27 protein-coding genes are annotated in these 25425 nt (G+C 73.7%); 24 read left to right on the top strand and 3 right to left on the bottom strand.

All coding sequences use genetic code 11. From position 1 onward, the window contains the following. Nucleotides 1-50: 50 nt before the first annotated feature. The 22 genes from ABD948_RS17005 (at nucleotide 51) to ABD948_RS16900 (ending at nucleotide 22400) form a co-directional block, all read left to right on the top strand. Nucleotides 51-575: a DUF2314 domain-containing protein gene (locus ABD948_RS17005; RefSeq protein WP_345267999.1), complete on the top strand. Its 525-nt coding sequence runs from the start codon at nucleotides 51-53 to the stop codon at nucleotides 573-575. Then, nucleotides 569-3205: a DEAD/DEAH box helicase gene (locus ABD948_RS17000; RefSeq protein ID WP_345267997.1), complete on the top strand. Its 2637-nt coding sequence runs from the start codon at nucleotides 569-571 to the stop codon at nucleotides 3203-3205. Before ABD948_RS17005 ends, ABD948_RS17000 begins: the two co-directional genes overlap by 7 nt. Nucleotides 3206-3419: 214 nt before the next feature. Next, nucleotides 3420-4526 carry a sugar ABC transporter substrate-binding protein gene (locus ABD948_RS16995; protein ID WP_345267995.1) on the top strand — a complete coding sequence of 369 codons (1107 nt, stop codon included), beginning with the start codon at nucleotides 3420-3422 and terminating at the stop codon, nucleotides 4524-4526. A gap of 201 nt (nucleotides 4527-4727) precedes the next feature. Beyond that, nucleotides 4728-5552 carry an ATP-binding cassette domain-containing protein gene (locus tag ABD948_RS16990; RefSeq protein WP_345267993.1) on the top strand — a complete coding sequence of 275 codons (825 nt, stop codon included), beginning with the start codon at nucleotides 4728-4730 and terminating at the stop codon, nucleotides 5550-5552. A 9-nt stretch (nucleotides 5553-5561) separates the two neighbouring features. Continuing rightward, nucleotides 5562-6830 (top strand): sugar ABC transporter permease, encoded by a 1269-nt coding sequence (locus ABD948_RS16985; protein ID WP_345267991.1) that lies wholly within the window; start codon nucleotides 5562-5564, stop codon nucleotides 6828-6830. Nucleotides 6831-6926: 96 nt separating this feature from the next. Beyond that, a complete protein-coding gene (locus ABD948_RS16980; protein WP_345267989.1) occupies nucleotides 6927-8174 on the top strand; it encodes an ROK family protein in 1248 nt (415 codons plus the stop codon). Between the two features lie 108 nt (nucleotides 8175-8282). Further along, on the top strand, nucleotides 8283-9317 hold the full coding sequence (locus ABD948_RS16975; protein ID WP_345267987.1) for a ParA family protein: 1035 nt from the start codon (nucleotides 8283-8285) through the stop codon (nucleotides 9315-9317). Then, nucleotides 9302-9700: a hypothetical protein gene (locus ABD948_RS16970; RefSeq protein ID WP_345267985.1), complete on the top strand. Its 399-nt coding sequence runs from the start codon at nucleotides 9302-9304 to the stop codon at nucleotides 9698-9700. Before ABD948_RS16975 ends, ABD948_RS16970 begins: the two co-directional genes overlap by 16 nt. Further along, nucleotides 9697-10560 (top strand): segregation and condensation protein A, encoded by an 864-nt coding sequence (locus tag ABD948_RS16965; protein WP_345267983.1) that lies wholly within the window; start codon nucleotides 9697-9699, stop codon nucleotides 10558-10560. The genes ABD948_RS16970 and ABD948_RS16965 overlap by 4 nt, the downstream gene beginning before the upstream one ends. Next, nucleotides 10557-11216 carry an SMC-Scp complex subunit ScpB gene (gene scpB, locus ABD948_RS16960; protein ID WP_345267981.1) on the top strand — a complete coding sequence of 220 codons (660 nt, stop codon included), beginning with the start codon at nucleotides 10557-10559 and terminating at the stop codon, nucleotides 11214-11216. The genes ABD948_RS16965 and scpB overlap by 4 nt, the downstream gene beginning before the upstream one ends. After that, entirely contained in the window at nucleotides 11213-12007 is a 795-nt protein-coding gene (locus ABD948_RS16955; protein WP_345267979.1) for a pseudouridine synthase, read from the top strand. The genes scpB and ABD948_RS16955 overlap by 4 nt, the downstream gene beginning before the upstream one ends. Further along, nucleotides 12008-12799, top strand: a complete 792-nt coding sequence (locus tag ABD948_RS16950; protein WP_345267977.1) for a helix-turn-helix domain-containing protein — start codon at nucleotides 12008-12010, stop codon at nucleotides 12797-12799. It begins immediately after the preceding gene. Nucleotides 12800-12804: 5 nt separating this feature from the next. Next, nucleotides 12805-13194 carry a VOC family protein gene (locus ABD948_RS16945; RefSeq protein WP_345267975.1) on the top strand — a complete coding sequence of 130 codons (390 nt, stop codon included), beginning with the start codon at nucleotides 12805-12807 and terminating at the stop codon, nucleotides 13192-13194. Nucleotides 13195-13215: 21 nt separating this feature from the next. Further along, nucleotides 13216-13596, top strand: coding sequence for a chorismate mutase (gene aroH, locus ABD948_RS16940; protein WP_345267973.1), 381 nt, complete (start codon nucleotides 13216-13218; stop codon nucleotides 13594-13596). Further along, on the top strand, nucleotides 13593-14690 hold the full coding sequence (locus ABD948_RS16935) for a prephenate dehydrogenase (RefSeq protein ID WP_345267972.1): 1098 nt from the start codon (nucleotides 13593-13595) through the stop codon (nucleotides 14688-14690). Before aroH ends, ABD948_RS16935 begins: the two co-directional genes overlap by 4 nt. 11 nt (nucleotides 14691-14701) lie before the next feature. Next, a complete protein-coding gene (cmk, locus tag ABD948_RS16930) occupies nucleotides 14702-15412 on the top strand; it encodes a (d)CMP kinase (protein ID WP_345267970.1) in 711 nt (236 codons plus the stop codon). Further along, nucleotides 15409-16182, top strand: a complete 774-nt coding sequence (locus ABD948_RS16925) for a lysophospholipid acyltransferase family protein (RefSeq protein ID WP_345267968.1) — start codon at nucleotides 15409-15411, stop codon at nucleotides 16180-16182. Before cmk ends, ABD948_RS16925 begins: the two co-directional genes overlap by 4 nt. Next, nucleotides 16179-17585: a ribosome biogenesis GTPase Der gene (gene der / locus ABD948_RS16920; protein WP_345267966.1), complete on the top strand. Its 1407-nt coding sequence runs from the start codon at nucleotides 16179-16181 to the stop codon at nucleotides 17583-17585. The genes ABD948_RS16925 and der overlap by 4 nt, the downstream gene beginning before the upstream one ends. 180 nt (nucleotides 17586-17765) lie before the next feature. Next, nucleotides 17766-18695 carry a DUF1295 domain-containing protein gene (locus ABD948_RS16915; RefSeq protein ID WP_345267964.1) on the top strand — a complete coding sequence of 310 codons (930 nt, stop codon included), beginning with the start codon at nucleotides 17766-17768 and terminating at the stop codon, nucleotides 18693-18695. Beyond that, the gene (locus ABD948_RS16910; protein ID WP_345267962.1) at nucleotides 18692-19825 is read left to right on the top strand and encodes an FAD-dependent oxidoreductase; all 1134 of its coding nucleotides are present in this window, start codon (nucleotides 18692-18694) and stop codon (nucleotides 19823-19825) included. Before ABD948_RS16915 ends, ABD948_RS16910 begins: the two co-directional genes overlap by 4 nt. Nucleotides 19826-19849: 24 nt before the next feature. Beyond that, on the top strand, nucleotides 19850-20677 hold the full coding sequence (locus ABD948_RS16905; RefSeq protein WP_345267960.1) for an alpha/beta fold hydrolase: 828 nt from the start codon (nucleotides 19850-19852) through the stop codon (nucleotides 20675-20677). Nucleotides 20678-20735: 58 nt separating this feature from the next. Continuing rightward, nucleotides 20736-22400 carry a hypothetical protein gene (locus ABD948_RS16900; RefSeq protein WP_345267959.1) on the top strand — a complete coding sequence of 555 codons (1665 nt, stop codon included), beginning with the start codon at nucleotides 20736-20738 and terminating at the stop codon, nucleotides 22398-22400. Here ABD948_RS16900 and ABD948_RS16895 read toward each other — a convergent pair. Together ABD948_RS16895 and ABD948_RS16890 are read right to left on the bottom strand one after the other, a co-directional pair. After that, nucleotides 22346-22810, bottom strand: coding sequence for an SRPBCC family protein (locus ABD948_RS16895; protein WP_345267957.1), 465 nt, complete (start codon nucleotides 22808-22810; stop codon nucleotides 22346-22348). The genes ABD948_RS16900 and ABD948_RS16895 overlap by 55 nt on opposite strands. Further along, nucleotides 22807-22998 carry a hypothetical protein gene (locus ABD948_RS16890; RefSeq protein WP_345267955.1) on the bottom strand — a complete coding sequence of 64 codons (192 nt, stop codon included), beginning with the start codon at nucleotides 22996-22998 and terminating at the stop codon, nucleotides 22807-22809. Before ABD948_RS16890 ends, ABD948_RS16895 begins: the two co-directional genes overlap by 4 nt. Before the next feature lie 153 nt (nucleotides 22999-23151). Here ABD948_RS16890 and ABD948_RS16885 point away from each other — a divergent pair, with 153 nt between their 5' ends. Together ABD948_RS16885 and aqpZ are read left to right on the top strand one after the other, a co-directional pair. Then, nucleotides 23152-24180 (top strand): Atu2307/SP_0267 family LLM class monooxygenase, encoded by a 1029-nt coding sequence (locus tag ABD948_RS16885; protein WP_345267953.1) that lies wholly within the window; start codon nucleotides 23152-23154, stop codon nucleotides 24178-24180. Between the two features lie 187 nt (nucleotides 24181-24367). After that, nucleotides 24368-25138, top strand: coding sequence for an aquaporin Z (gene aqpZ, locus ABD948_RS16880; protein WP_345267951.1), 771 nt, complete (start codon nucleotides 24368-24370; stop codon nucleotides 25136-25138). A 22-nt stretch (nucleotides 25139-25160) separates the two neighbouring features. Here the strand turns inward: aqpZ and ABD948_RS16875 are convergent, their stop codons facing one another. Next, nucleotides 25161-25397 carry a hypothetical protein gene (locus ABD948_RS16875; protein WP_345267949.1) on the bottom strand — a complete coding sequence of 79 codons (237 nt, stop codon included), beginning with the start codon at nucleotides 25395-25397 and terminating at the stop codon, nucleotides 25161-25163. Nucleotides 25398-25425 lie beyond the last annotated feature (28 nt).

Below are 25425 nucleotides of genomic sequence, written 5' to 3'. Positions count from 1 at the left end.
CGCGGATAGGGTCGGTGACCGTCCCCAGCCCCGTCCCGGAGGAGTGCCCGATGGTCCGCACGGCTCGCCGGCGCCTGGTGGAGCTGCCTGCGGACGACCCCTGGCTGTCGCTGGTCAGCCGCGCGGCTCGCGACCACCTGGACCTGCTCGGCCAGCCGTCGGGCGCTCGAACCCGGCAGCAGGCCGCCGTGAAGGTGCCGCTCTCGACGGGGGAGGGACCCGGCACGAGCACCGAGCACGTCTGGCTGGGCGAGGTCGAGCTGGGCGAGGACGTGGTGCGGGGGGTGCTGCTCAACCGTCCCGTGGAGCCCGCCGGGCGCGGCGTCGACCCGGGTTCGCGCCTGGTCGTGCCGCGCGCGCGTGTCGAGGACTGGATCCTGGGCCTCGACGGCGTCGCGGTCGGCGGCTTCACCGTCCAGCTGTCGCGCCTGCACCTCGGCAGGCTGGCGCGTCGGCGGCACGATCGCGCGTGGGGCCTGGTCTTCCCGCCGCCGGGACTGGTGCGTCTGCGGCCCGGTGACGAGGCGGGTGCCCTCGTCGACCTGCCCCTCCCGGGGGCCCGGTCACCATGGTGACCACCGCGGAGAACGGCGCCCCCGGGGCGTGGGTGCCGCGTGTGGGTGCCTCGCCCGACGACGTCTACGAGGCGATCACCGCGTGGGTGGCAGGTCGCGGGCTCGAGCTCTACCCCCACCAGGACGAGGCCATCATCGAGGTGCTGGCCGGCAGCAACGTGGTGCTCTCGACGCCCACCGGCTCGGGCAAGTCGATGGTCGCGCTGGGTGCGTGCGCGGCCGCGCTCGCCTCCGACCGGGTGGCCTACTACACCGCGCCCATCAAGGCGCTGGTGAGCGAGAAGTTCTTCGAGCTGTGCGGGGTCTTCGGGGCCGACGACGTCGGCCTGCTCACCGGTGACGCCTCGGTCAACACCGACGCCCCCGTGATCTGCTGCACCGCCGAGGTGCTCGCCAACATCGCGCTGCGCGAGGGCGAGCGGGCCGACGTCGGGCTCGTCGTGATGGACGAGTTCCACTACTACGCCGACCCGCAGCGCGGCTGGGCCTGGCAGGTGCCGTTGCTGGAGCTGCCGCACGCCCAGTTCGTGCTCATGTCGGCCACCCTCGGCGACACGACCCAGATCGCCGAGGACCTCACCCGGAGAAACGGTCGAGAAACGGCTCTCGTCGACCAGGCCGAGCGTCCGGTGCCGCTGACGTTCTCCTGGGCGATGACGCCGTTGGGGGAGACCCTCGAGGAGCTCGTCACCACCGGGCAGGCGCCGGTCTACGTCGTGCACTTCACGCAGAAGGACGCCGTCGAGCACGCCACCTCGTTGCTCAAGGCGCCGGCCTGGACCCGCCCCACCGACGAGCGGCGCGACGCGATCGCGGAGCGACTCGCCGGGTTCCGCTTCGGCGCCGGTTTCGGCAAGACCCTCGGCTCGCTGCTGCGTCGCGGCATCGGTGTCCACCACGCCGGCATGCTGCCGCGCTACCGACGCCTCGTGGAGCAGCTGGCCCAGGCCGGTTTGCTCACGGTCATCTGCGGCACCGACACGCTGGGTGTCGGCATCAACGTGCCCATCCGCACCGTGCTCTTCAGCGGCCTGGTCAAGTTCGACGGCTCGCGCCAGCGCGTGCTGCGGGTGCGCGAGTTCCAGCAGATCGCGGGGCGCGCGGGGCGCGCCGGCTACGACACCGCCGGCTCGGTGGTGGTGCAGGCACCCGAGCACGTCATCGAGAACGAGAAGGCCAAGGCCAAGTCCGCGGCCAAGAACGCCGCCATGAGCGAGGAGAAGCAGGCCAAGCGCAAGAGCAAGCCGCAGCTGCGCAAGCCTCCACCGGGCACGGTCGTGTGGACCGAGCAGACCTACGACAAGCTCGTCGCAGGGGTACCCGAGCCGCTGGTGTCGCGGATGAAGGTCGACAACGCGATGCTCGTGAACGTCTCGGCCCGCGAGGAGGACGCCGTCCCCGTGCTGCGGCGGCTGCTGCAGGACAACCACGAACCGCGGCGCGAGCAGCTGCGGCTCACCCGCCGGGCGCTGCGACTGGCGCGAGCGCTGGTGCGCTCGGGCGTCGCGACCCGGCTCGAGGAGCCGGACGCGTTCGGTCGCCGCTACGTGCTGACCGTCGAGCTGCCCGAGGACTTCGCGCTCAACCAGCCGCTCGCGCTCTTCGCGCTCGCGGTGCTCGACACCCTCGACCCGGAGGCCGAGACCTACCCGCTGGACGTCGTCTCGGTGGTGGAGGCCGTGCTCGACCCGCCCCGCCAGGTGCTGTGGGCCCAGCAGCACGCCGCACGGGGTGAGGCGATCGCCGAGATGAAGGCCGACGGCGTGGAGTACGAGGAGCGGATGGCGCTGCTCGAGGAGATCACCTGGCCGCGGCCGCTGGCCGAGCTGCTGGAGGCGATGTTCGAGACCTACCAGCAGACCCACCCCTGGCTCTCCGCCGACGCACTCGAGCCCAAGTCGGTGGTGCGCGAGATGTGGGAGCAGGGGATGGGCTTCAACGACGTGGTGAGCCGCTACGGGCTGGCACGATCCGAGGGCCTGCTGCTGCGCTACCTCACCGACGCCTACCGCACCCTGCGCCAGACGGTGCCCGACACCCACCGCCCACCCGAGGTCGAGGACCTCGTGGAGTGGCTGGGCGAGGTGGTGCGCCAGACCGACTCCTCGCTGCTCGACGAGTGGGAGGCACTGACCGACCCCGAGGCCGTGGCACGCACCGTCGCGGCCGGTGGACCCTCGCCGACGGCTCGGCCGCTCACCCAGCAGGAGCGTCCCTTCCGCGCGATGGTGCGCAACGCGCTCTGGAGACGCGTCGAGCTGGTGGCGCGCGACGACCTCACCGGGCTGATGGCCATGGAGCGCGCCGACGCCGACCGGCTCGACCCGCCGCGCGAGGTGCAGATGACGCGCAGTGCCTGGGACGAGGCGATCGAGGCCTACTACGCCGAGCACGACTCGGTGGGCACGCACGGGGACGCCCGTGGCCCCGAGCTCTTCGACGTCACCCCCGGCACGGCCGAGGACCCCGACGACCTCGACGCGTCCCCCCGTCGGGTGTGGCGGGTGCGCCAGACGCTGGACGACCCAGCCGGTCACCACGACTGGGTGATCGACGCGGAGGTCGACCTCGACGCCTCCGACGACCTCGGCGAGGCCGTCGTCCGTGTCGAGGCCATGCACCGGCTCTGACCGGACCGACGCGCACCCCTCGGCGGGCACGGCGGCACGGGGCGGCACGGGCGCGCGCGCCGTGGCGCAGGTCACGAATCGGTCACGGCGGCAGATTGACCCGCGTGGGCTATAGACGTGACGGCCACCACTTCATATGTTGTCGCTCGCAACAAACGCGGACCGATCATCTGAGGGGATGCGGCTGCGGTGTGATCGCTAGGAGGCGGATCGCGTGAAGCGGACAACGGGCATCGTCGCGGCAGGGACGCTGGGGCTGGCCCTGGCACTGGCCGGCTGCGGCAGTGACGACAACGGCGGCTCGGGCAACGAGAGCAGCGAGGGCGGCGGCGGCGCCGAGGGTGGCGAGGCCGGCAAGATCGGCGTCATCCTGCCCGACACCAAGTCCTCGGTGCGCTGGGAGTCGGCCGACCGGCCGGCCCTCGAGGCGGCCTTCGACGAGGCGGGGGTCGAGTACTCGATCCAGAACGCCGAGGGCAGCGCCGACACCATGACCACGATCGCCGACAGCATGCTGGCCGACGGCGTCACCGTGCTGGCCATCGTCAACCTCGACTCCGAGTCGGGCGCGGCGATCCAGGAGAAGGCCGCCAGCCAGGGCGTCGCCACCATCGACTACGACCGGCTCACGCTGGGCGGCTCGGCGGAGTACTACGTCTCCTTCGACAACAACGTGGTCGGCGAGCTCCAGGGCCAGGGTCTGGCCGACTGCCTGGGCGACACCGAGGCGAACCTGATCTACCTCAACGGCTCGCCCACCGACAACAACGCCACGCTCTTCTCGGCCGGCGCCCACAGCGTGCTGGACGAGATCTCCACCTACACCGCGGTGGGCGAGCAGGCCGTGCCGGACTGGGACCCCGACCAGGCGGTCACCATCTTCGAGCAGCTCTACACCCAGGCCGACGGTGACGTGCAGGGCGTCTACGCCGCCAACGACGGCCTCGCCGGTGCGGTCATCTCGATCCTGGAGAAGAACGGCGTCAACGGCGAGGTGCCCGTCACCGGCCAGGACGCCACGGTCGAGGGTCTGCAGAACATCCTCGCCGGCGACCAGTGCATGACGATCTACAAGTCCGCCACCGAGGAGGCGGGCGCGCTCGCCGAGGCCGCGATCGCGCTGGCGACCGGCGGCGAGGCCGAGACCAACGGCACCACGGAGGACTCCGAGGGCGGCCGCGACGTCCCCTCGATCCTGCTCGAGCCGGTCTCGATCACCGCGGAGAACGTCGGCGACGTCATCGACGACGGCGGCCAGTCCGCTGCCGACGTGTGCACGGGCGAGTTCGCCCAGCTGTGCGAGGACGCCGGGATCTCCTGATCCCCACCCCGGTCCCGCGGGCGCGACGCGCCCGCGGGACCGGGCACCAGGCACCCCGCCCGGGCCGTTGTTGCCACCCGGCCCGGGCGGGGTTTTTCTCCTGGTTTTGTGCTGTCGCACAACAATCCAGACCACCGAACCACCTCTCGGCGCGTGCCGAGCACCGTCGGGTCCCGTGCCGGGACCGGAGAAGAGCAGACGATGAGCGAGTACCCCCTGACCGGCGAGCCCGAGGGGAGCGCTCCCGTGACCGGCGAGCCCCTGCTCGAGCTGCGCGGGGTCAACAAGAGCTTCGGCGTGGTGCACGTGCTGCACGACGTCGACTTCGCGGTCTACCCCGGGCAGGTCACCGCCCTGGTGGGCGACAACGGCGCCGGCAAGTCCACCCTGGTCAAGGTCATCGCCGGCATCTACGGCCGCGACGACGGCGACTACCTCTTTGAGGGCAAGCCGGTCAGCGTCAACGGGCCGCGCGACGTCGGCGCCCTCGGCGTCGAGGTGGTCTACCAGGACCTCGCGCTGTGCGACAACCTCGACATCGTCCAGAACATGTTCCTGGGGCGTGAGGAGAAGAACGGCCTCGCGCTCGACGAGGCCACGATGGAGGCCCGCGCCCGCGACACGCTCGGGTCGCTCTCGGTGCGCACCGTGAAGTCGGTGCGCCAGAGCGTCGCCAGCCTCTCCGGCGGCCAGCGCCAGACCGTCGCGATCGCCAAGGCCGTGCTGTGGAACAGCCGCATCGTGCTGCTCGACGAGCCCACCGCCGCGCTCGGCGTCGCCCAGACGCGCCAGGTGCTCGACCTCGTGCGCCGCCTGGCCGACCGCGGGCTCGGCGTCGTCCTGATCTCGCACAACATGACCGACGTCTTCGAGGTGGCCGACCGGATCACCGCGCTCTACCTCGGACGGGTGGCCGCCGACGTGCCCACTCGCGAGGTCACCCACAGCCAGGTGGTCGAGCTGATCACCGCGGGCCGCTCCGGCAGCCTGGGCATCGCCGAGAACCCCGCCACCGCGACGGTCTGAGGAGGACTCATGAGCACCATCGACAAGACCTCGGGCCTCGCCGACGCCGACTTCGCCGGCGACGCCCGCAAGCAGTCCAACCTGGGCGACGCCTTCACCGACTACGTGGGCCGCCTGCGCGGCGGCGAGATGGGGTCGCTGCCCGCGCTCCTGGGACTCGTGGTCCTCTACGTCGTCTTCGGCCTCGCCAACGACAAGTTCCTCGGCCTGCTCAACCAGGCCAACCTCGTGGTCCAGGCCGGATCGATCTGCCTGCTCGCCATGGGCCTGGTCTTCGTGCTGCTGCTGGGCGAGATCGACCTCTCCGCCGGTGTCACCGGTGGCGTGTGCGCGACGTTCACCGCGTTGGCCATCGTCGACCACGGTCAGCCCTGGTGGGTGGGCGTCCTCGTCGGCGTCGCCGTGGGGGCACTCATCGGCTTCGTGATGGGCTGCCTCGTCGCCTACCTGGGCATCCCGTCCTTCGTCGTCACGCTGGCCTTCTTCCTGGGCCTGCAGGGCGTGATCCTCAAGCTGATCGGCGAGGGCGGCTCGGTGCCGGTGCGCGACGAGGTCCTGCGCGGCCTGGCGATCAAGAACATCCCGCCGCTCATGGGGTGGATCGGTGCCATCGTGATCGTCGCCGTCTTCGCGCTGCTCTCGCTGCGGCAGTACCGGGTGCAGGTGGCACGCGACCTGTCCCGCCCGCCGTTCGCGCTGGTCCTGATCAAGATCGGTGCTCTCGCCGCCGTCGTGCTGGTGATCACCGGTCTGCTCAACCAGAACCGCAGCATCCGCCCCAACTTCGTGATCGAGGGCATCCCGTGGGTGCTGCCGGTGATCGTCGCGCTGCTGGTGCTGTGGACCTTCGTCCTCGGTCGCACGGCCTGGGGCCGGCACCTGTACGCCGTCGGCGGCAACGCCGAGGCGGCCCGCCGCGCCGGCATCAACGTCAACCGCATGAAGGTCACGGCCTTCATGATCTGCTCCTCGATGGCAGCGCTCGCCGGCGTGATGGCGGCCAGCTACAGCGGCAAGGTCTCGCCGAGCTCCGGTGGCGGCAACGTGCTGCTCTACGCCGTCGGCGCGGCCGTCATCGGTGGCACCAGCCTCTTCGGTGGTCGCGGCAAGGCGATCAACGCCGTCATCGGTGGCGTCGTGATCGCCGTGATCGCCAACGGTCTGGGCCTGCTGAGCCAGGCCAGCTGGATCAACTTCGTGGTCACCGGAGCAGTGCTCCTGCTCGCGGCCAGCGTCGACGCCATCTCGCGTCGTCGTCGCTCCGCCGCCGGCATCTAGCCCGTCTCCACCCGGTCCGGCCCACCCGAGACCACCCGAGCCCGCCCGAGCCCGCAGCGCTGCGCACCTCGCGCACCCCACCGAAGGACGTGAACGATGGTCAGCCGACCAGGCAGCGGGCAGGGCCGGAACCAGGAGGCCGTGCGGCGGCACAACCTGGGCACCCTGCTGCGGCACGTCCACGGTGCGGGGAGGCTCTCCCGCGCCGAGCTCACGGCCACGATGGGTCTCAACCGCAGCACGATCGGCGCGCTCGTGGGCGAGCTGGAGGCGCTCGGGCTCTGCGAGACCTCCGAGACGCCGACCGAGCGCGGCACGGGTGCCCGGCCCGCGGCGGGCCGGCCCTCGGCCGGCGTCCAGCTCGCCGAGGGTGGGCCCTACGTGCTGGCCGTCGACCTCGGGGTGGAGACGGCGCAGGTCGCGCGGGTGGGCCTCGGGGGCGAGGTCGCGGCACGGGTGCACCTGGAGTTCGGGGAGGCCCGTGAGCCCTGGAAGGTGGCCACCGCGGTGGCGACCCTCGTGCGGCAGGTGCTCGAGGACGCCGACGCCAAGGCGCCGCTGGTGGGCATCGGGATCGGTGTGCCCGGGTTGGTGCGCCGGGCCGACGGTCTCGTGAGGCTCGCCCCCAACCTGGGGTGGCACGACGTGTCGTTCGGCGAGATCCTGCTGGCCGCGCTCGGGCTCGAGACACCGATGCCGCTCGCGCTCGGCAACGACGCCGACCTGGCCGTGCTCGCCGAGCACCGGCGTGGCGCGGCGATCGGCGTCGACGACGTCATCTACCTCTCGGGCAACGTGGGCGTGGGCGCCGGCATCCTCAGCGGGGGACACCCCTTCGAGGGGGCTGCCGGGTTCGCCGGCGAGGTCGGCCACCTCAACGCCGACCCGGAGGGACGCGAGTGCCACTGCGGCAGCCGTGGGTGCTGGGAGACGCAGGTGGGCGGCGAGGCCATCGCCGCCGCGCTGGGTCTGCCCGCCTCGCAGGTGCCGCGGCTGGCGGAGGTGCTGCCGACCCTGGAGGGGCACGCCGAGGCGCTGCGTCCGATCGCCCGCGACCTCGGGCGCGGGCTCGCCAACCTGGTCAACGCCTTCAACCCCCAGCTGCTGGTGCTGGGCGGCTTCCTCGGCCCGGTGCTCACCCTGTGCCGCGAGGAGGTGCTGGAGGGCCTCGCCTCGCGCGCCCTGCCGGCGGCGCTGGAGGGCGTCAGCGTCGCACCTCCCGGTCTCGGCCGCGACTCGGTGCTGCTCGGCGCCGCCGAGGTGGCTCTCGAGCCGCTCTTCCGCGACCCCGAGGCCGCCCTCGGCGCGGCGCTCGTCGACGTGCGCACCCGCCTCGTCGGGTAGGAGGCGCACGGTCCGCGCCGACGCGCGGCGCGCCTCCCGGATGTCGCGTTGTCGACATTGTGTGATGGGTCCAGACAGCAGCATCGGCGTCCGGGGAAGGGGCGGCAGATGAACGACAGCGGAGGATTCGCAGGCTACGGCGGAGGGGCAGCGCCCCAGATGCCGCCGCGGGTGCACACCCCCCAGCCACGCAGGACCGTCGACGAGGCGCTCGGCGAGACGTTGCCCTTCGAGCGCCCGGCACCACCGGCGGCGCCTGCCCCGGCCGCCGCGGCGGTCCCGGCCCCCGCACCCGACGAGCGTCCGCTCGGCCCGACGGGCCGGCCGGTGCCGCTGCTGCCCGACCCGCCGCCGGTCTCCGAGCACACCCAGGCGCGCGTGGTCTCGATGTGCAACCAGAAGGGTGGGGTCGGCAAGACCACCACCACGATCAACCTCGGCGCCGCCCTGGCCGAGCACGGCCGCAAGGTGCTGCTGGTCGACTTCGACCCGCAGGGGTCGCTCTCGGTCGGGCTGGGACTCAACCCGCACGAGATGGACCTCACGGTCTACAACCTGCTGATGCAGAGCGACGTCGAGCTGCACGACGTCGTGGTGCCCTCCGGCGTGCCCGGCATGGACCTGCTGCCCTCGAACATCGACCTCTCGGCCGCCGAGGTGCAGCTGGTCCAGGAGGTCGCCCGCGAGCAGACCCTGCAGCGCGTGCTGGCCCCGGCGCTGGGCGAGTACGACGTCGTGCTGATCGACTGCCAGCCCTCGCTCGGCCTGCTGACCGTCAACGCGCTGACGGCCTCCGACGGCGTCATCGTGCCGCTGGAGTGCGAGTACTTCGCGCTGCGCGGCGTGGCGCTGCTCAAGACCACCATCGACAAGGTGCGCGAGCGGCTCAACCCCAAGCTGGAGATCGACGGCGTGCTCGGCACGATGTTCGACGGGCGCACGCTGCACGGGCGCGAGGTCATGGAGCGCCTGGTGCAGGCGTGGGGCGACCAGGTGTTCCACACCGTGATCCGCCGCACCGTGAAGTTCTCCGACTCCACCGTGGCCGGCGAGCCGATCACCAGCTACGCCAGCGACTCCACCGGGGCCGACGCCTACCGCCAGCTGGCCAAGGAGGTGCTCGCCCGATGGCTCGACGGGTGAACCTGCCCTCCGCCGACGACCTGTTCCGTCCCACCGTCGCGCCCGAGGGCGCGCCCGGGACCCCCGGTGCTCGCGCACCCGACGTGGTGGGGAAGCCGCGTCGGGTGCGGGCTGTTCCCGACGCCCCCGCCGAGCAGGCCGCGGCCGACGCGGCGACGGCGAAGCGGCCGAGCGGACGGGTGCGGCACGACGAGAAGATGACCGTCTACGTCACCGGCGAGGAGCTGCTCGAGATCGAGTCGGCCCGGCTGGTGCTGCGCAGCCGGCACGGGCTCGCCGTCGACCGCGGCCGGCTGGTGCGCGAGGCGGTCTCGATGGTGCTGGCCGACCTGGAGGCGCACGGCGGCGAGAGCGCGCTGGTGCGCCGCCTCACCGAGGAGTGAGCGGGTCCGGCTCGGCCGAGGGCGAGGGCGCACCCGCCTTCTCGCTGCACCTGGACAACTTCGAGGGCCCCTTCGACCTGCTGCTGAGCCTGATCTCCAAGCACAAGCTCGACATCACCGAGGTCTCGCTCTCCCAGGTGACGGTCGAGTTCATCGCCCACGTCAAGGCGCTGGGCCCCACCTGGGACCTCGAGCAGACGACGTCGTTCCTGCTGGTGGCCTCCACGCTGCTCGACCTGAAGGCGGCGCGGCTGCTGCCGCAGGGCGACGTGGAGGACGAGGAGGACCTCGCGCTGCTCGAGGCGCGCGACCTGCTGTTCGCGCGGCTGCTGCAGTACCGCGCCTTCAAGCAGGTCGCCGCGGTGCTCGAGACCCGGCTGGCGGGGGAGGCGCGGCGCCACCCTCGCGCCGTGGGCCTGGAGGAGCGCTACGCCGGGCTGCTGCCCGAGGTGCTGATCGGCATCGGCCTGGAGCAGTTCGCCGCGCTGGCCGCCCGCGCCCTGGCGCCCAAGCCCGAGCCCCAGGTGGGGCTGGCGCACATCCACACCAGCACGGTCAGCGTCCGCGAGCAGGCGGCGCTGGTGGTCGAGCGGTTGCGCCGCACGGGCACCGTCACCTTCCGCGCGCTGTGCGGTGACTCTCCCGACACGCTCACCACCGTGGCCCGGTTCCTCTCCCTGCTCGAGCTCTTCCGGGAGGGCGCGGTGGCCTTCGAGCAGGCCACCGCCCTCGGTGAGCTGACGATCCGCTGGACCGGCGATGAGGACGTGAGCACCGAGGACCTGGTGGTCGACGAGTTCGACGGCGCCCCGCCCCCGGCCACCGCGCAGCAGCCCGACGACCCCGAGGAGACCCCGTGACCCAGGAGCCCGAGCAGCCCGAGCAGCTGTCCGAGGCGCTGGAGGTGCCGCTGGCCCCCCTGCACCCGGCGCTGGAGGCGCTGCTGATGGTGGCCGACCAGCCGCTGGACGACGTCACGCTGGCGACGGCCACCGGGCACCCTGTCGAGCAGGTGCGGGCCGCCCTGGCCGAGCTGGTCGCGCAGTACGACGAGCAGGAGCGAGGCTTCGAGCTGCGCAACGTGGCGGGCGGTTGGCGCTACTACACCCGCGAGGCGTTCGCGCACGTCGTCGAGGCGTTCGTGCTCGAGGGGCAGCAGGCCCGGCTCACCCAGGCCGCACTCGAGACGCTGGCAGTGGTGGCCTACCAGCAGCCGGTCACCCGGGCCCGGGTCTCGGCCATCCGCGGCGTCAACGTCGACGGCGTGATGCGCACGCTGCTCACCCGCGGCCTGGTCGAGGAGGCCGGTGGCGACGGCGAGCACGGCGCGATGCTCTACCGCACCACGGGCTACTTCCTCGAGCGGATCGGCGTCACCTCGCTCGACGACCTGCCCGAGCTGGCGCCCTACCTGCCCGACATGGCCGACCTGGAGGACGACCTGGCCGCGCTCGCCGGGCCGGGCCCCACGAGCCCCGAGCCACCGGCGGACCCCGTACCCTCCCAGGAGTCATGACCCGCCCACCGCAGCCCGGCCGCACCCACCGTGAGATCAGCACCGACGACGAGGGGCTGGTGCGCCTGCAGAAGCTGCTCGCCCAGTCCGGCGTGGCCTCGCGGCGCAAGTGCGAGGAGCTGATGCTCGACGGCGAGGTGGAGGTGGACGGCGAGGTCGTCACCCGGCTGGGCACCAAGGTCGACCCGCGCACCGCCGTGATCCGGGTCTCCGGCAAGCGGCTGCCGCCGCTGAGCGATCACGTCTACCTGGTGCTCAACAAGCCGCGCGGCGTGGTCTCGACCATGAGCGACCCCGAGGGACGCCGCAGCCTCGACGACGTCGTGCGCGAGGCCCGCGGCGAGGTGCCCGGGGAGCGGCTCTTCCACGTGGGCCGCCTCGACACCGACACCTCGGGCCTGCTGCTGCTCACCAACGACGGTGACTTCGCGCAGCGGATGGCGCACCCCTCCTACGAGGTCGACAAGACCTACGTGGCCGAGGTGGAGGGCGACGTCGGCAAGCACGTCGTGAAGCAGCTGCTCGACGGCGTGACGCTCGAGGACGGTCCGGTCGCCTGCACCCGGGTGCGGCTGATCGCCCACGCGCGCGCCAAGTCGATCGTGGAGCTGGTGATCCACGAGGGCCGCAACCGGATCGTGCGGCGCCTGCTGGAGCACGTGGGCCACCCGGTACGCCGCCTGACCCGAACCGAGCTGGGCCCGGTCGACATCACCGGCCTGGCCTCCGGTCAGCTGCGCGAGCTGACCCTCGACGAGCTCGGGGCGCTGCTGGAGTCGGCGAGGATGTAGGTGCACCCGGCGCTGCGCCCCCACCTGGACTCCCTGGTCGTCTACGACGTCGACCTGGGCGGCCCCGGGGTGCAGATCGGGATGCCCGCTCCGACGGGCACGGTCGTGCTGCCGCTCGAGGAGCGGCTCGACGTCGGATGGGCGGGTGCGGAGTCCACCCGCGTGAGCTCGTGGGCGACGACGTCGGGGCTGGCCCTCCGGCCGGCCGAGATCCGGCACGGCGAGCGCCAGGTCGGGGTGCAGCTGGCCCTCACGCTGACCGGTGCCCGGGCGCTGCTGGGGGTGCCCGCTGCCGAGCTGGCGGGCCGGATGGTCGACCTGGGCGACGTGGACCCGGCGCTGCGCCACCTGCCCGAGCAGCTCGCGGGCGCGCCGCGCCAACGACGGTCCGACGTCGTCGTCGCGGCGTTGCTGGGTGCGCTCGAGCGGCACGGGGGCTACGCCCCGCGGCCCGAGGTGGGTCGGTCGCTGGCACTGCTCACCCGCGGAGCCGGGGTGCAGCAGGTGGCCGACGAGGTCGGCTACAGCCGCCGCCACCTGCGCGACCTGGTGGTGGCCGAGAGCGGCCTGCCGCCCCAGCAGGTGCTGCGACTGGCCCGGTTCGCCCGCAGCCACCGACTGGCCCGCGACCCCGCCCGTCCGCTGGAGACGGTGGCGGCCGAGGCGGGCTACAGCGACCAGTCGCACCTGACCCGGGACTGGCGCGAGCTGGCCGGCGTCGGTCCGGGGGAGTGGCGGCGACGAGAGCTCCCCTTCGTTCAAGACGCGGTGGTCGACGTCTTGCCAGGGTGACCCGCATGAGTGCAGCAGAGACGCGCCTGTGGCCCAGCATGACGTTCCGCGACTGCGACGCGATGATCGCCTGGTTGCGCGCCGTGGGCTTCGCCGAGCACGCCACCTACCGTGACGAGGAGGACCCCACGGTGGTGGTCCACGCCGAGTGGGTGCACCCCGGGGGAGGCGGGCTGATGTTCGGCTCGCCCCGCCCAGGTAGCCCGGTCGCCGCGCCCGGAGCCTCCTCGGTGTACCTGGTCGTGCAGGACCCCGACGTCGTGTTCGACGCGGCCGTGGCGGCGGGGGCCACGGTGGTGCGCGCGATGGCTGAGCAGGGCTACGGCGGTTGCGGCGGCGACGTGCGCGACCCGGAGGGCAACCACTGGTCGTTCGGGAGCTACCAGCCCCGCTAACCTCCTCACGTGGGAGCGCGAGTGAGAGCCGTACGGGGTGCCACCCAGCTGGAGGTCGACGAGCGCGACCACCTGCTCGAGCGCGTGGCCGAGATGGTGACCGGGGTGATGACCTCCAACCAGCTCGAGGTGGAGGACTTCATCTCGATCGTCTTCACCTCCACGAGCGACCTGGTCAGCGAGTTCCCCGCCTACGCCGCGCGCCGGCTGGGCTTCGGCGACGTGCCGCTGATCTGTGCGCGCGAGCTCGAGATCGCGGGATCGATGCCGCGGGTGGTGCGGATGATGGCGCACGTGGAGACCGACCTGACCCGCGCGGACGTCACCCACGTCTACCTGCACGGCGCCGCGGCGCTGCGCCGCGACCTGACGCGGGTCCACGCCGTGCCCGACGAGGCGTGAGCACCCCGGGTGCCGGGGGCGGACCGGCCCGGCTGGACGGGCCGGTCGAGGTCGTCGGCACCGGTCTGCTCGGAACCTCCATCGCGCTCGCCTGCCGCCGTGCCGGTCTGGAGGTGCTGCTCACCGACGTGGCCGAGGAGCACCTGCGCACCGCCTCGCAGCTGGGCGCCGGCCGCCCACGCCGGCCCGAGGACGCCCCGCAGCTGGTCGTCGTCGCCGTGCCGCCCGACCACCTGGGCGCCGTCATCGAGCGCGTGCTGGGCGAGGGTGGTCGCGACGACGCCGTCGTCACCGACGTCGGCAGCGTCAAGACCGGACCGCTCGAGGCGGTGGCCGCGCACCCGCGGTCGCACCGCTACGTGGGCAGCCACCCGATGGCCGGCAGCGAGCGCTCCGGCCCGCTGGCGGCGTCGGCGTCGCTGTTCGACGGCCGCCCGTGGGCGATCACCCCGCACTCGACGTCCGACCCGGACGCCGTGGAGCTCGTCGAGCGCCTGGTGGAGGTCTGCGGCGGCGCCCGGGTGTGGCTGACGCCGCAGGAGCACGACCGGGCGGTGGCACGCACCTCCCACGTGCCGCACCTGCTGGCCTCGCTGGCAGCCGGCCGGCTGGCCGAGGCCCCCGAGCACCACCTGCAGCTCTCGGGCCAGGGCGTGCGCGACGTGACGCGCGTGGCCGCCGGCGACCCCGCGCTCTACGGCCAGATCCTCAGCGCGAACGCGGAGGCGGTGCTCGGACTGCTGGGCGAGGTGCGCGACCAGCTGCAGCAGGTGATCGACGTCGTGGGCAGCGGCGACCGCGAGGCGCTGGTGCGCGTGCTCGAGGCCGGCGTCGCCGGAACACGGGCGATCCCCGGCAAGCACGGCGGCCCCCCGCGACCGATGGCCTCGCTGTGGGTGCAGGTGCCCGACCACCCCGGCGAGCTGGCACGGCTCTTCGCCGACGCCGTCGCGAGCGAGGTCAACATCGAGGACCTGCGCATCGACCACGACCTCGCCCGCGAGGTCGGTCAGGTCGAGCTCGTCGTCGCCGCCGACCGCGTGGCCCACCTGCACACGTCCCTGGAATCGAGGGGATGGGTGACCCACGGGTAGTGTTCTCGCCCGTGACCGACGCCTCGCCGCCCGCCGCGCGCCCGCTCGTCGTGGCCGTCGACGGCACCTCCGGCTCGGGCAAGTCCAGCACCTGCCGCCAGGTGGCCCAGCGGCTCGGCCTGGCCTACCTCGACACCGGCGCCCAGTTCCGGGCCGTGACCTGGTGGATGCTCGAGCACGGCGTGGACGTGCACGACACCGAGGCGGTGGCGGCGCGCGCCGCCGAGCCGGCGCTGGAGTCCGGCACCGACCCGACCGGCCCGACGATCACGGTGGACGGCCGTGACGTCTCCACGCAGATCCGCAGCGAGGCCGTGACCCGCGCGGTCTCGCCGGTCAGCACGGTGCCCGCCGTCCGCGCGCGGCTGCTGGACCTGCAGCGTGCGGTGATCGCCGCGAGCCTGCACGACGGCGCCGCCGGCATCGTCGTCGAGGGCCGCGACATCGCCTCGGTGGTCTGGCCGCAGGCCGAGGTCAAGGTGTACCTGACCGCCGACGCCGCCGCCCGCGCGGCGCGCCGCGCCGCCGAGGAGGGCGGCTCGGACCTCACCGCGACCCAGGAGACGCTGCTCGAGCGCGACCGGATCGACTCCGGCCGCGCGACGGCGCCGCTGGTGCGCGCCGACGGCGCCGTGCACCTGGACACCACGCCGTTCACGCTGGAGGAGGTCGTCGACCAGGTCGTCTCCCTGGTGCCCCAGCAGGTCGAGGGGGCCACGTGACCCCCGGCCCGGGGGACACGGAGGAGCACGACCAGCTGCCGCGCACCCGGGAGGTGCCCCACCCCGACACCTACCGGCTGCACCACTGGCGGGCGGCGTCGCGCCGCATCATCCGCACGCGGTACCGCGTGCAGCTGCACCACGCGGAGCGGGTGCCCGCCACGGGGCCGGTCATCCTGGCCGCCAACCACGTCGGCGTCATCGACGGGCCGATCCTGGCGATCTTCGCTCCGCGCCCCGTGCACGCGCTCACCAAGCACGAGATGTTCGGCAACCGCCGGCTCGGCTCCTTCCTGCACCGGGCCGGCCAGATCCCGCTCGACCGCTTCCACACCGACCCCGGCGCGGTGAAGACCAGCCTGCGGGTGCTGCGCGACGGCGGCGTCGTCGGGATCTTCCCCGAGGGGGCGCGCGGTGCGGGCGAGCTGGAGCTCTTCCACCGCGGCGCCGCCTACCTGGCGATGGTGACCGGCGCTGCGGTGGTGCCCACCACGATGCTCGGCACCCGGGTGCCCGGCGGCCACTCGGGGTCGGTGCCGCCGCGCGGCAGCCTGCTCGAGCTGTGGTTCGGCCAGCCCGTGACGCTGCAGCGCACCCCGTGGCCGCGCACCCGCGACGCCGTCGGCGAGGCCTCCACGCTCCTGCGTGAGAGGATGCTCCACGACCTGGCCGAGGCTCTCGAGACCACCGGGCGGAGCCTGCCGGGGCCGCTGCCGGCAGGTGAGCACGAGCCCGACCCCGGCAGTGGAGTCACGGAGAAGTCCGCATGAGTGAGCACGAGCCCCAGCAGCCCGAGGGCCAGTCCGATGGCCCGTCCGATGGCCCGTCCGATGGCCCGTCCGAGGAGCACGCGCAGGGCCCGGTGCCGGTCCTGGCCGTCGTCGGCCGCCCGAACGTGGGCAAGTCGACGCTGGTCAACCGCATCCTGGGCCGGCGCGAGGCCGTCGTCGAGGACATCCCCGGCGTCACCCGCGACCGGGTGAGCTACGACGCCAACTGGAACGGACGCGCCTTCACCGTCGTCGACACCGGCGGCTGGGACCCCGACGCGCGCGGTCTGGCCGAGCGGATCGCCGGGCAGGCCGAGGTGGCCGTGACCCTGGCCGACGCCGTGCTGTTCGTGGTCGACGCCACCGTGGGCATCACCGACGCCGACGAGGCCGTCGTCAAGATCCTGCGGCGCTCCGGCAAGCCCGTGGTGCTCGCCGCCAACAAGGTCGACGACACCCGCACCGAGGCCGAGGCCTACGGCCTGTGGAACCTCGGGCTGGGGGAGCCGTGGCCGGTCTCCGCGCTGCACGGCCGCGGCTCGGGCGACATGCTCGACGCGATCCTGGCCGCCCTGCCCGAGCCTCCTCCCGAGGCCGAGCGCGAGGTGGGCGGTCCGCGCCGCGTCGCGATCGTCGGCAAGCCCAACGTGGGCAAGAGCTCGCTGCTCAACCAGCTCGCCGGTGAGGAGCGCGTCGTCGTCGACAACGTGGCCGGCACCACCGTCGACCCCGTCGACGAGCTGGTCGAGCTCGGCGGCAAGGTGTGGCGCTTCGTCGACACCGCCGGCATCCGCAAGCGCGTCAAGGAGGCCTCGGGGCACGAGTACTACGCGTCGCTGCGCACCTCCACCGCCATCGACCGCGCCGAGGTGGCGGTGCTCGTCGTCGACGGCGGCCAGTCGATCTCCGAGCAGGACGTGCGCATCCTGCAGACCGTGCGCGAGTCCGGTCGCGCGCTGGTGATCGCGTTCAACAAGTGGGACCTCGTCGACGAGGAGCGCCGCTACTACCTCGAGCGCGAGATCGAGCGCGACCTGGTGCAGGTGCACTGGGCGCCGAGGATCAACGTGACCGCCCGCACCGGGTGGCACATCGACCGCTTGGTGCCCGCGATCGAGCGGGCCCTGGAGGGCTGGGAGACCCGGGTGCCCACCGGCGCCCTCAACTCCTTCCTGGGCCGACTCGTGGCCGAGCACCCGCACCCCGTGCGCGGTGGCAAGCAGCCGCGCATCCTGTTCGGCACCCAGGCCTCCACCGCGCCGCCCACGTTCGTGCTCTTCACGACCGGCAAGCTGGAGGCCGGCTACGAGCGCTACGTGGAGCGGCGGCTGCGTGAGGAGTTCGGGTTCGTCGGCACGCCCATCGTGCTCACCCAGCGTCCGCGGGAGAAGCGCAAGCGCTGAGGCGCGGCCCGGTCGTCCCACGTGTCCCACCAGCCTCGGGTTTACCCGGCCGACCGGGTATCCCCGAACTTGTCGGCCTGAATTTCGGCCGACAACCTGCACAGTCCCCGGCCGACCGGGGAAATCCTGAGCCGGCCACATTTCTAGAACACGTACTAGTTCTGCCCTAGGCTGCGGCGGGTGGACGAGCAGACGAGCACCCGCCCCGCGCTCAGCAGGAGCGCCTCGCTGACCCGGGTGGCCGTGGCCTACGTGCTGGCGATCGGCGCCGGGGCCGCCTGGTTGCTGGCCGGCCCCGACACGGGTCGGCTGTGGCTCGACGCGTTGATCGCCGACGTGGTCGCCACGCTCGTGGTCTTCGCCGCCAGCAGGCTGCACCGCAACTCGAGCTTCTACGACGCCTACTGGAGCGTGGTCCCACCGCTGCTGGCGCTCTACTGGTGGCTGGCCGCCGACGCCGGCACCGACCCCGTGCGCTGGTGGCTGGTGATGGGGCTGATCCTGGTGTGGGCGGTGCGCCTCACCGCCAACTGGCTGCGCGGTTGGCCCGGCCTGCACCACGAGGACTGGCGCTACCCGCTGCTGCGCGAGCGGGCCGGGCGCGCGGAGCTGCTCGCCGACCTGGGCGGCATCCACCTGGTACCGACCCTGCAGGTCTTCCTCGGCACGCTGCCGGTCTACGTCGTCGTCACGCGCGGCCAGCAGCCCGTGGGGTGGCTCGACGTCGTGGCGTTGCTCGTGGGGCTGGGTGCCGTGGCGCTGGAGACGGTGGCCGACCTGCAGATGCACCGGTTCGTGCGCACCCGCCGTCCGGGCCAGGTGATGACGCAGGGGCTCTGGGCGTGGTCGCGGCATCCCAACTACGTCGGCGAGCTGGGTTTCTGGTTCTCGCTGGCCCTGTTCGGGCTGGCAGCGGATCCCGGGGCGTGGTGGGTGCTGGTCGGCACGGCGGCGATGCTCGCGATGTTCCTGGGCGCGAGCATCCCGATGATGGAGGAGCGCAGCGTGCAGCGCCGCCCCGAGTACGCGCAGGCGGTGGCCGGGATCTCGCGGTTCCTGCCCCGGCCGCCGCGCGCCCCGCGCACCGGGGTGAGCGGGCAGCCCGGGTGAGTCGCGTGCGGGTCGTCGTCGCCGGTCTGGGCGACGCCGGCGTGCTGGCGGCCCTGCACCTGGCGCGGCACCGCACGCTCGTGGAGGTGGTGGGCATCTCGGCGCGGCCGGGCCTGGTGAGCGGTCAGGAGCTGGGCCTGCGGCTGGCCCGGCCCGACGCGTGGGCGCGCGAGTACCGGGTGCCCTTCGACCGGTTCCGGGGGCTCGACGGCGTCCGCACGGTGCACGCGAGCCTGACCGGGCTCGACCTGACGCAGCGACGGGTGCACCTGCGGACCGCCGCGGGGGAGCAGGCGAGCGAGCCCTACGACGTGCTCGTCGTCGCCACCGGTGTGGCCAACGGGTTCTGGCGCCACGGGACCCTGGAGCGCGCGGACGAGCTCGACGAGGCCCTGGCCGCCGCCCACGCGCGCGTGGCGGCCGCGCGGACCGTGGCCGTCGTCGGGGGAGGCGCGGCCGCGGTGGCGACCGCGGCACAGCTGGCCCAGGTGCAGCGGGCGTCCGTCGTCACGCTGTACTTCCCCGGCGAGCACGCGCTGCCGCACCACCACCGCCGGGTGTGGGCGCAGGTCCGCGCGCGCCTGGAGCGGCTGGGGGTGCGGCTGCGCCCGGGCCATCGCGCCGTGCTGCCGCCCGAGGTGGAGCGCGGCGAGGAGACCGGCCCGGGGGAGGGACCGGTCCGGTTCAGCACCGGCCAGGAGCCCGTCGACGCCGACGCGGTGGTCTGGGCGGTGGGCCGGGTGCGGCCGCACACCGCGTGGTTGCCGCCGGAGCTGCTGGACGAGCAGGGGTTCGTGCAGGTGGACCCCACCTTGCAGGTACCGGGCCAGGCCGACGTGTGGGCCGTGGGCGACGTCGCCGCCACCGACCCGCTGCGCACCTCGGCGCGCAACCAGGGTGGGCAGCTCGTGGCGCGCAACGTCGTCGCCACCGTGCGGGGGCGCCCGGCGCGCGCCTACCGCCCACCGCGGCGCCGCTGGGGTTCGGTGCTCGGGCCGATGGACGACGGGCTGGTGGTCTTCACACCCGGGGGACGTGGCGTGCGGATCCCGCGGCGCGTCGTCGACCACGCGCTGCAGCCCTGGGTCGTGCGCCGCGGCATCTACCGCGGCATCCGTGCGACCCGGTGAACGCAGGTGCGGCAGGATCACCCCGTGCCCACCCTGACGCGCGACGACGGCGCCACGATCGCCTACCACGACACCGGTGCGCCCGCGGGGCGCCCCGACGCGCCGACGGTGGTGCTCGGGCACGGCCTGCTCTTCCGGGGGTGGATGTTCCACCCGCAGGTGGAGGTGCTGCGGGAGCGCTACCGGTGCGTGAGCGTCGACTGGCGCGGCCAGGGGGACTCGCCTCCGCAGCCCCGGGGGGCGCGCGGGTACGACATGGACACGCTCACCGGTGACGCCGCCGCGCTGGTGAGTCACCTGGCCGTGGGCCCGGTGCACTGGGTGGGCCTGTCGATGGGCGGCTTCGTCGGAATGCGCCTCGCGGCGCGGCACCCCGACCTGGTGCGCAGCCTCACCCTGCTCAACACGTCGGCCGCCCGAGAGACCCGTCGCGCCCTGGTGGAGGACCTGGCGCTGGCCGGGGTCTTCCGGGTCGCCGGCATCGGGCCGGTGCGGCCGGCCGTGGAGAAGATCATGTTCGGGCCGGACTTCCTGGCCTCGTCGCGCCGGGAGGCGGTGGTCGAGGAGTGGCTGACGGGCCTCGCCCGCCAACCGCGCTCCGGCGTGGCGCGCGCCGTCGTCGGGGTGGTGACCCGACGCTCGGTGGAGCCCGAGCTGAGCCGGATCACCGCACCGACCCTGGTGGTGGTGGGTGAGCACGACCAGCCGACGCCGCCGCGCCGAGGAGCGGCCATCGCAGCGGCCGTGGCCGGCGCCCGGTTGGAGCGGTTGGGCGGGTGCGGCCACTCCAGCACCCTGGAGAAGCCGGGCGAGGTGACCGACCTGCTGACCGGCTTCCTCGGCGCGCACTGACGCCCGGGCACCGCGCCGGCGGCGTTTGCACGGCACGATCGCGGGGGAGCCTGGCCTCATGAGTGACTGGGCGGACTGGGCGCAGAACCGGCGGATCCGCGAGGCGGAGGAGAGCATCGCCAGCCTGAGCGCGTCCGCGGCTCGGGAGCGCCAGCGCCTGACCGCCGAGCTGCAGCGCCAGTCGGGCAGCCTGCAGCAGCAGATCGACAGCCTCCGCGAGGCCTTCGTCGCCTTCGTCGAGTACGAGGACGTGCGCGGCGAGCTGGGGCAGCACGCCGACGCCGCCGCGGTGCGGCGCTACGCCCGCGAGGTGGTGGCCGCCACCATCGTGGGAGGACGACCGTTCGGGGTGGCCGAGCCCGCCGACGTGCCGGGCTACTGGCTGCTGCCCGCCGCCCGCGCCGTGGCTGCGGCCGGTGACCCGGGGCAGGTGCAGGCCGTCGAGGAGCAGCTGGCGGAGGCACGGCGACGCGACCCGCGACGCACCATCCTCCTGGTCACCCTCGTCGAGGCCATCCGTCGACAGCCGGTGCACAGCCCCGCGCTGCTCGAGGCACTGCTCCCGCGGCAGTCCGCGGTGTCGCGCGCCGAGCGGGTGATCTGGGTGGGCGTGGCCGAGGGACGTCTCGGCGACCAGGCGCGCGCCCGGTTGCTGGAGACGCTGCGCGCACGGGTCGAGGGACTCGCGACCGAGGCCGTGGTGGCCGTGCTCGCCGGCCACACCGACGAGCGCGGCGACCTGCTGCCCACCGAGGTCGCGGCCCGCCGGCTGGCCACGCTCCGGCGCTGGGTGGAGGGTCGCACCCAGCCCTCCCGATCGCCAGGAGCGCCCCGTCCCGGAGCCGCCTCCGCACTGGGCGTCGACGACCTCGGCCCCCGGGACCGGCAGGACGCGCCGACCGGCGCCGGTGCCACGGACGTCGAGGAGCCCGAGGACCCGCTGGCCGACTGCCTGCGCCAGCTGGTCGACGAGGGAGCGCCGTTGGAGGCCGACATCCTGACCCGCATGCGCCGGGCCCGTGACCGGATGGGTGGCCTGACGGCGAGCACCTCCGACGAGCGGCGCTGGGACGACCCGCTGGGGGAGGCGGTGGACCTGCTGACGGAGGATCTGCGCGGTGCCGACGTCGCGCGCCACGCGGTGGCGCTGCAGGTGCTCGGTCCCGTGCTGGAGCGCACGGGGCGGGACCTGCTGGCGAAGGCCGCCGCACCTCCCGAGCGCGAGGTCGCCCTGCCCGTGCGGGGCGACCGCGTGCTGACCGTGACCCCCGACGGCGCGCAGGACTCCGGCTGGCGTGAGGAGACCCGCGACCGGGCGCACGCCTCGGTGTCGGTGGCGTCGTGGTGGCGACCGGCGGCCGCCGCGGCGCTCGGGGTGGGCGTCGTGGGTCTGCTGCTCGTGGCCGTCGCCGGTGCCTTCGCGCTGCTCGGCCTGGTGGGCCTGGCAGCGGCCGTGGCCCTCGGGGTGCAGGACCACCGTCAGCGCGGTGCGCGCGACCGCCACGTCACCACCTCGGTCGGCTACGTCGAGCGCCAGGTGGAGCAGACCGTCCGACGCCTGCGCGACCACCGCGAGCGGTCCGCGGCCGCCCACCAGGACGCCGTCGAGCACGACACGGCCGTGCGGTCGGCGCTCTCGGTCGCCGCGCAGTCGGCGGCTGCGGAGCCTCAGTCGCCCGTCGGGCCCGTCGTCGGATCCGCGAGCCGACCCTCGACCACGTAGGCCAGGCGGCGCAGGGTCTCGGTGTTGCGCCAGGCCAGCTGCACGCGCCGGACGGGGGAGGGCACCAGGCGCCCCGGGCCGCTGACGGCGTCCTCGGTCACGCGCACGCGCGTGCCCTCCGCCACCGCCTCCAGGTGGAACGTCACCGCGGCCTCACCGGCCGGCCACGCGCGCGCCCGCAGCTCCAGGAGCGAGGGCGGGTCGCAGCGCACGACGGACGTCGTGTCGTCGAGCAGGGCCGGCCACGCACCGACCGAGTGGTGCAGCGAGGCACCGGCGGCCGGCCAGGCGTCGTCGACCTCGCGCATGCGTGAGGCGCCCACCACGAACAGCGGGTAGAGCCAGCCGTCGGAAAGCACCTGCCACACCTGCTCGGGGGTGGCGTCCAGGGTGCGCGCGACGCCGCTCACGTCTCCTCGGACCCGGCGTCGTCAGCCGGGCTGTCGGCGGCGGGGCTGTCGGTCGCGGGGCCCTCCTGGGTCGCGCCGCCCTCGTCGGACCAGTCGGAGGAGGTGCCCTCGTCGGCGCCGTCCTGCTCGGTGGGGTCGTCGAGCTGCGGGGCGGTGGTGACGTCGTCGGCGTGGTCGGGGGTGCTCATGGGTCCTCCTGGGACGGGTCGGGTGTGTGATGGTGACCAGCCCGCCGTTACCCCGTGGGGCTCGCCGGAATCATCGCCCGACCGCAGTGGTTGACTGATCAACTGATCAACTGATCGCTCGTCCAGCAGGCCGCACCGTCCAGGAGGAACCTCGTGCACATCGGCGTCGACAGCTTCGTCTCGCGGGTCACCGACCCCACCACCGGCCACCAGGTCGGCGCCGCCGAGCGCCTGGCCCACCTGCTCGAGGAGATCGAGCTGGCCGACCGCTCGGGCCTGTACTCCTTCGGCATCGGCGAGCACCACCGCGAGGAGTACTACGACTCCGCCCCGCCGGTGATCCTGGCAGCGGCCGCGGCGCGCACCTCCCGGATCCGTCTCGGCAGCGCGGTTGCCGTGCTCAGCGCGGTCGACCCCGTCCGGCTCTTCCAGCAGTTCGCGACCCTCGACCTGATCTCCCGCGGTCGGATGGACCTCGTGGTCGGCCGTGGCTCCTTCACCGAGTCCTTCCCCCTGTTCGGACTCGACCTGGCCGACTACGACTCGCTGTTCGCCGAGAAGCTCGAGCTGCTGCTCGCGCTGCGTGACCAGCCGCGCGTCACCTGGTCGGGTCGGCACCGTCCGGCGCTGCGCGACCAGGGCGTCTACCCGCGGCCCTTCCAGGACCCCCTGCCCGTCTGGGTGGGCGTCGGCGGCACGCCGGAGTCCTTCGTGCGGGCCGGTCTGCTGGGTCTGCCGCTGATGGTCGCGATCATCGGCGGCGAGCCGCGCCGGTTCGCGCCCCTGGTCGACCTGTACCGCCGCGCCGGCGCGGAGGCCGGGCACGACCCGGCCTCGCTGCAGGTGGGTCTGCACGTGTTCGGGTACGTCGGCGAGAGCCGCCAGCAGGCAGCCGACACCATCTACCCGGGGTGGCACGAGATGTTCACGACCATCTCGCGCGAGCGCGGCTTCCCGGCCCCCCAGCGTGCCCAGTTCGACGCCACCAGCGGCCCTGACGGCGCGTTCTTCCTGGGCGACCCCGACGGGATCGTCGAGAAGCTGGGCCGGGTGGCCGACCAGCTCGGGGGCGTCGACCGCGTCTCGCTGCAGATGACCAACCCGCGTCTGGCGCACGACGACCTGCTGCGTGGCATCGAGCTGCTCGGCACCGAGGTGGCACCCCGGGTCGCTGACCTCTGACCTGAGCGGACCCTCGCCCTGCGGGGCTCGGCCGAGGTGATGCACGTCATCGCCTGACGGCGTGACGACAGGGCCGGCGGTTGCGACCAAGCACCGTGGACGCCGCAGCGGCGCCACCGGGCTGGTCCGCTCCCCGAGGCCACGTCCGTCGTCACGACGAGGTCGGGGACCCGGACAGGAGCACGACATGTCGCGCGCGCAGAAGGCGCCCGCCGCCACCCCCACGAGCCAGGGGAGCACCACCACCAGCCCCACGCCGGAGGTGGTCGCGCCACCGCTGCGGGCCAAGCTCGGCGCCGAGGTCTTCGGCACCTTCGTGCTGGTGCTGTTCGGCTGCGGGACCGCGGTGCTCGCCGGTGACGAGGTCGGCTTCCTCGGGGTCTCCCTGGCCTTCGGCCTGGCCGTCCTGGCCGCCGCCTACGCGGTGGGCGGCGTCTCGGGCGGCCACTTCAACCCGGCGGTGACCGTCGGCCTCGCCGTGGCGCGCCGGTTCGCCTGGCGCGACGTGCCGGGCTTCGTGGCCGCGCAGGTGGCGGGCGGTTCCCTGGCCGCCGCCGTGCTCTACGTGGTGGCCTCCGGTCGCGACGGCTTCACCACCGCGGACGGCTTCGCGACCAACGGCTACGGCGACCTCTCGCCCGCCGGCTACACGCTGCTGGCCGCCGCCGTCGTCGAGGTGGTGCTGACCGCCGTGTTCGTGATGGTGATCCTCGGCGTCACCGACCGCCGCGCGCCCGCCGGCTTCGGGCCGATGGCCATCGGCCTGACCCTGACCGCCATCCACCTGGTGTCGATCCCGGTCACCAACACCTCGGTCAACCCGGCGCGCTCGCTGGCCGTGGCCTGGTTCAACGCCGACGCTCTCGGCCAGGTGTGGCTCTTCGTCGTCGCGCCGCTCGTCGGTGCGGTCGTCGCCGGCGTGGCCTACACGGCCCTGCTGGCGGCCCGTCGCGACTGATCCGCGCCCGGGCGCGGAGCCGTCAGGCCAGGATCTCGCTGACCTGCACGGCACCGTGCTCGGCCTCGATCGCCTCGGCGAGAGCAGTGATCTCCTTCTCGTCGAGGCTGACGTCAGTCTCGCCCAGCGCGGAGCGGAGCTCCTTCTCGACGGTGCCCTCCGGGGCGCCGTCCTGGTAGGAGGAGACGCGGTCGACGACGGCCTGCAGGGCCTCGATCTCTTCGGGGGTGCGGCTGGAGGGGCTGGAGGACGTGGTCATGCTCGATCGGTACCCCGCCCCGGCGGTC

Origin of the sequence: Nocardioides nanhaiensis (assembly GCF_039542785.1) — a bacterium.
GTDB lineage: Bacteria > Actinomycetota > Actinomycetes > Propionibacteriales > Nocardioidaceae > Nocardioides > Nocardioides nanhaiensis.
This window is presented reverse-complemented; position numbering and strand designations above follow the sequence as displayed.

What these genes read in the sequence shown, in the direction of transcription:
- ABD948_RS16985 (WP_345267991.1), top strand. Translation starts at nt 5,562, where the DNA reads ATGAGCACCATCGACAAGACCTCGGGCCTCGCCGACGCCGACTTCGCC.
- ABD948_RS16975 (WP_345267987.1), top strand. Translation starts at nt 8,283, where the DNA reads ATGAACGACAGCGGAGGATTCGCAGGCTACGGCGGAGGGGCAGCGCCC.
- ABD948_RS16970 (WP_345267985.1), top strand. Translation starts at nt 9,302, where the DNA reads ATGGCTCGACGGGTGAACCTGCCCTCCGCCGACGACCTGTTCCGTCCC.
- ABD948_RS16945 (WP_345267975.1), top strand. Translation starts at nt 12,805, where the DNA reads ATGAGTGCAGCAGAGACGCGCCTGTGGCCCAGCATGACGTTCCGCGAC.
- ABD948_RS16900 (WP_345267959.1), top strand. Translation starts at nt 20,736, where the DNA reads ATGAGTGACTGGGCGGACTGGGCGCAGAACCGGCGGATCCGCGAGGCG.
- ABD948_RS16980 (WP_345267989.1), top strand. Translation starts at nt 6,927, where the DNA reads ATGGTCAGCCGACCAGGCAGCGGGCAGGGCCGGAACCAGGAGGCCGTG.
- ABD948_RS17000 (WP_345267997.1), top strand. Translation starts at nt 569, where the DNA reads ATGGTGACCACCGCGGAGAACGGCGCCCCCGGGGCGTGGGTGCCGCGT.
- ABD948_RS16990 (WP_345267993.1), top strand. Translation starts at nt 4,728, where the DNA reads ATGAGCGAGTACCCCCTGACCGGCGAGCCCGAGGGGAGCGCTCCCGTG.
- ABD948_RS16890 (WP_345267955.1), bottom strand. Translation starts at nt 22,998, where the DNA reads ATGAGCACCCCCGACCACGCCGACGACGTCACCACCGCCCCGCAGCTC.
- ABD948_RS16955 (WP_345267979.1), top strand. Translation starts at nt 11,213, where the DNA reads ATGACCCGCCCACCGCAGCCCGGCCGCACCCACCGTGAGATCAGCACC.
- der (WP_345267966.1), top strand. Translation starts at nt 16,179, where the DNA reads ATGAGTGAGCACGAGCCCCAGCAGCCCGAGGGCCAGTCCGATGGCCCG.
- aqpZ (WP_345267951.1), top strand. Translation starts at nt 24,368, where the DNA reads ATGTCGCGCGCGCAGAAGGCGCCCGCCGCCACCCCCACGAGCCAGGGG.
- ABD948_RS17005 (WP_345267999.1), top strand. Translation starts at nt 51, where the DNA reads ATGGTCCGCACGGCTCGCCGGCGCCTGGTGGAGCTGCCTGCGGACGAC.
- ABD948_RS16875 (WP_345267949.1), bottom strand. Translation starts at nt 25,397, where the DNA reads ATGACCACGTCCTCCAGCCCCTCCAGCCGCACCCCCGAAGAGATCGAG.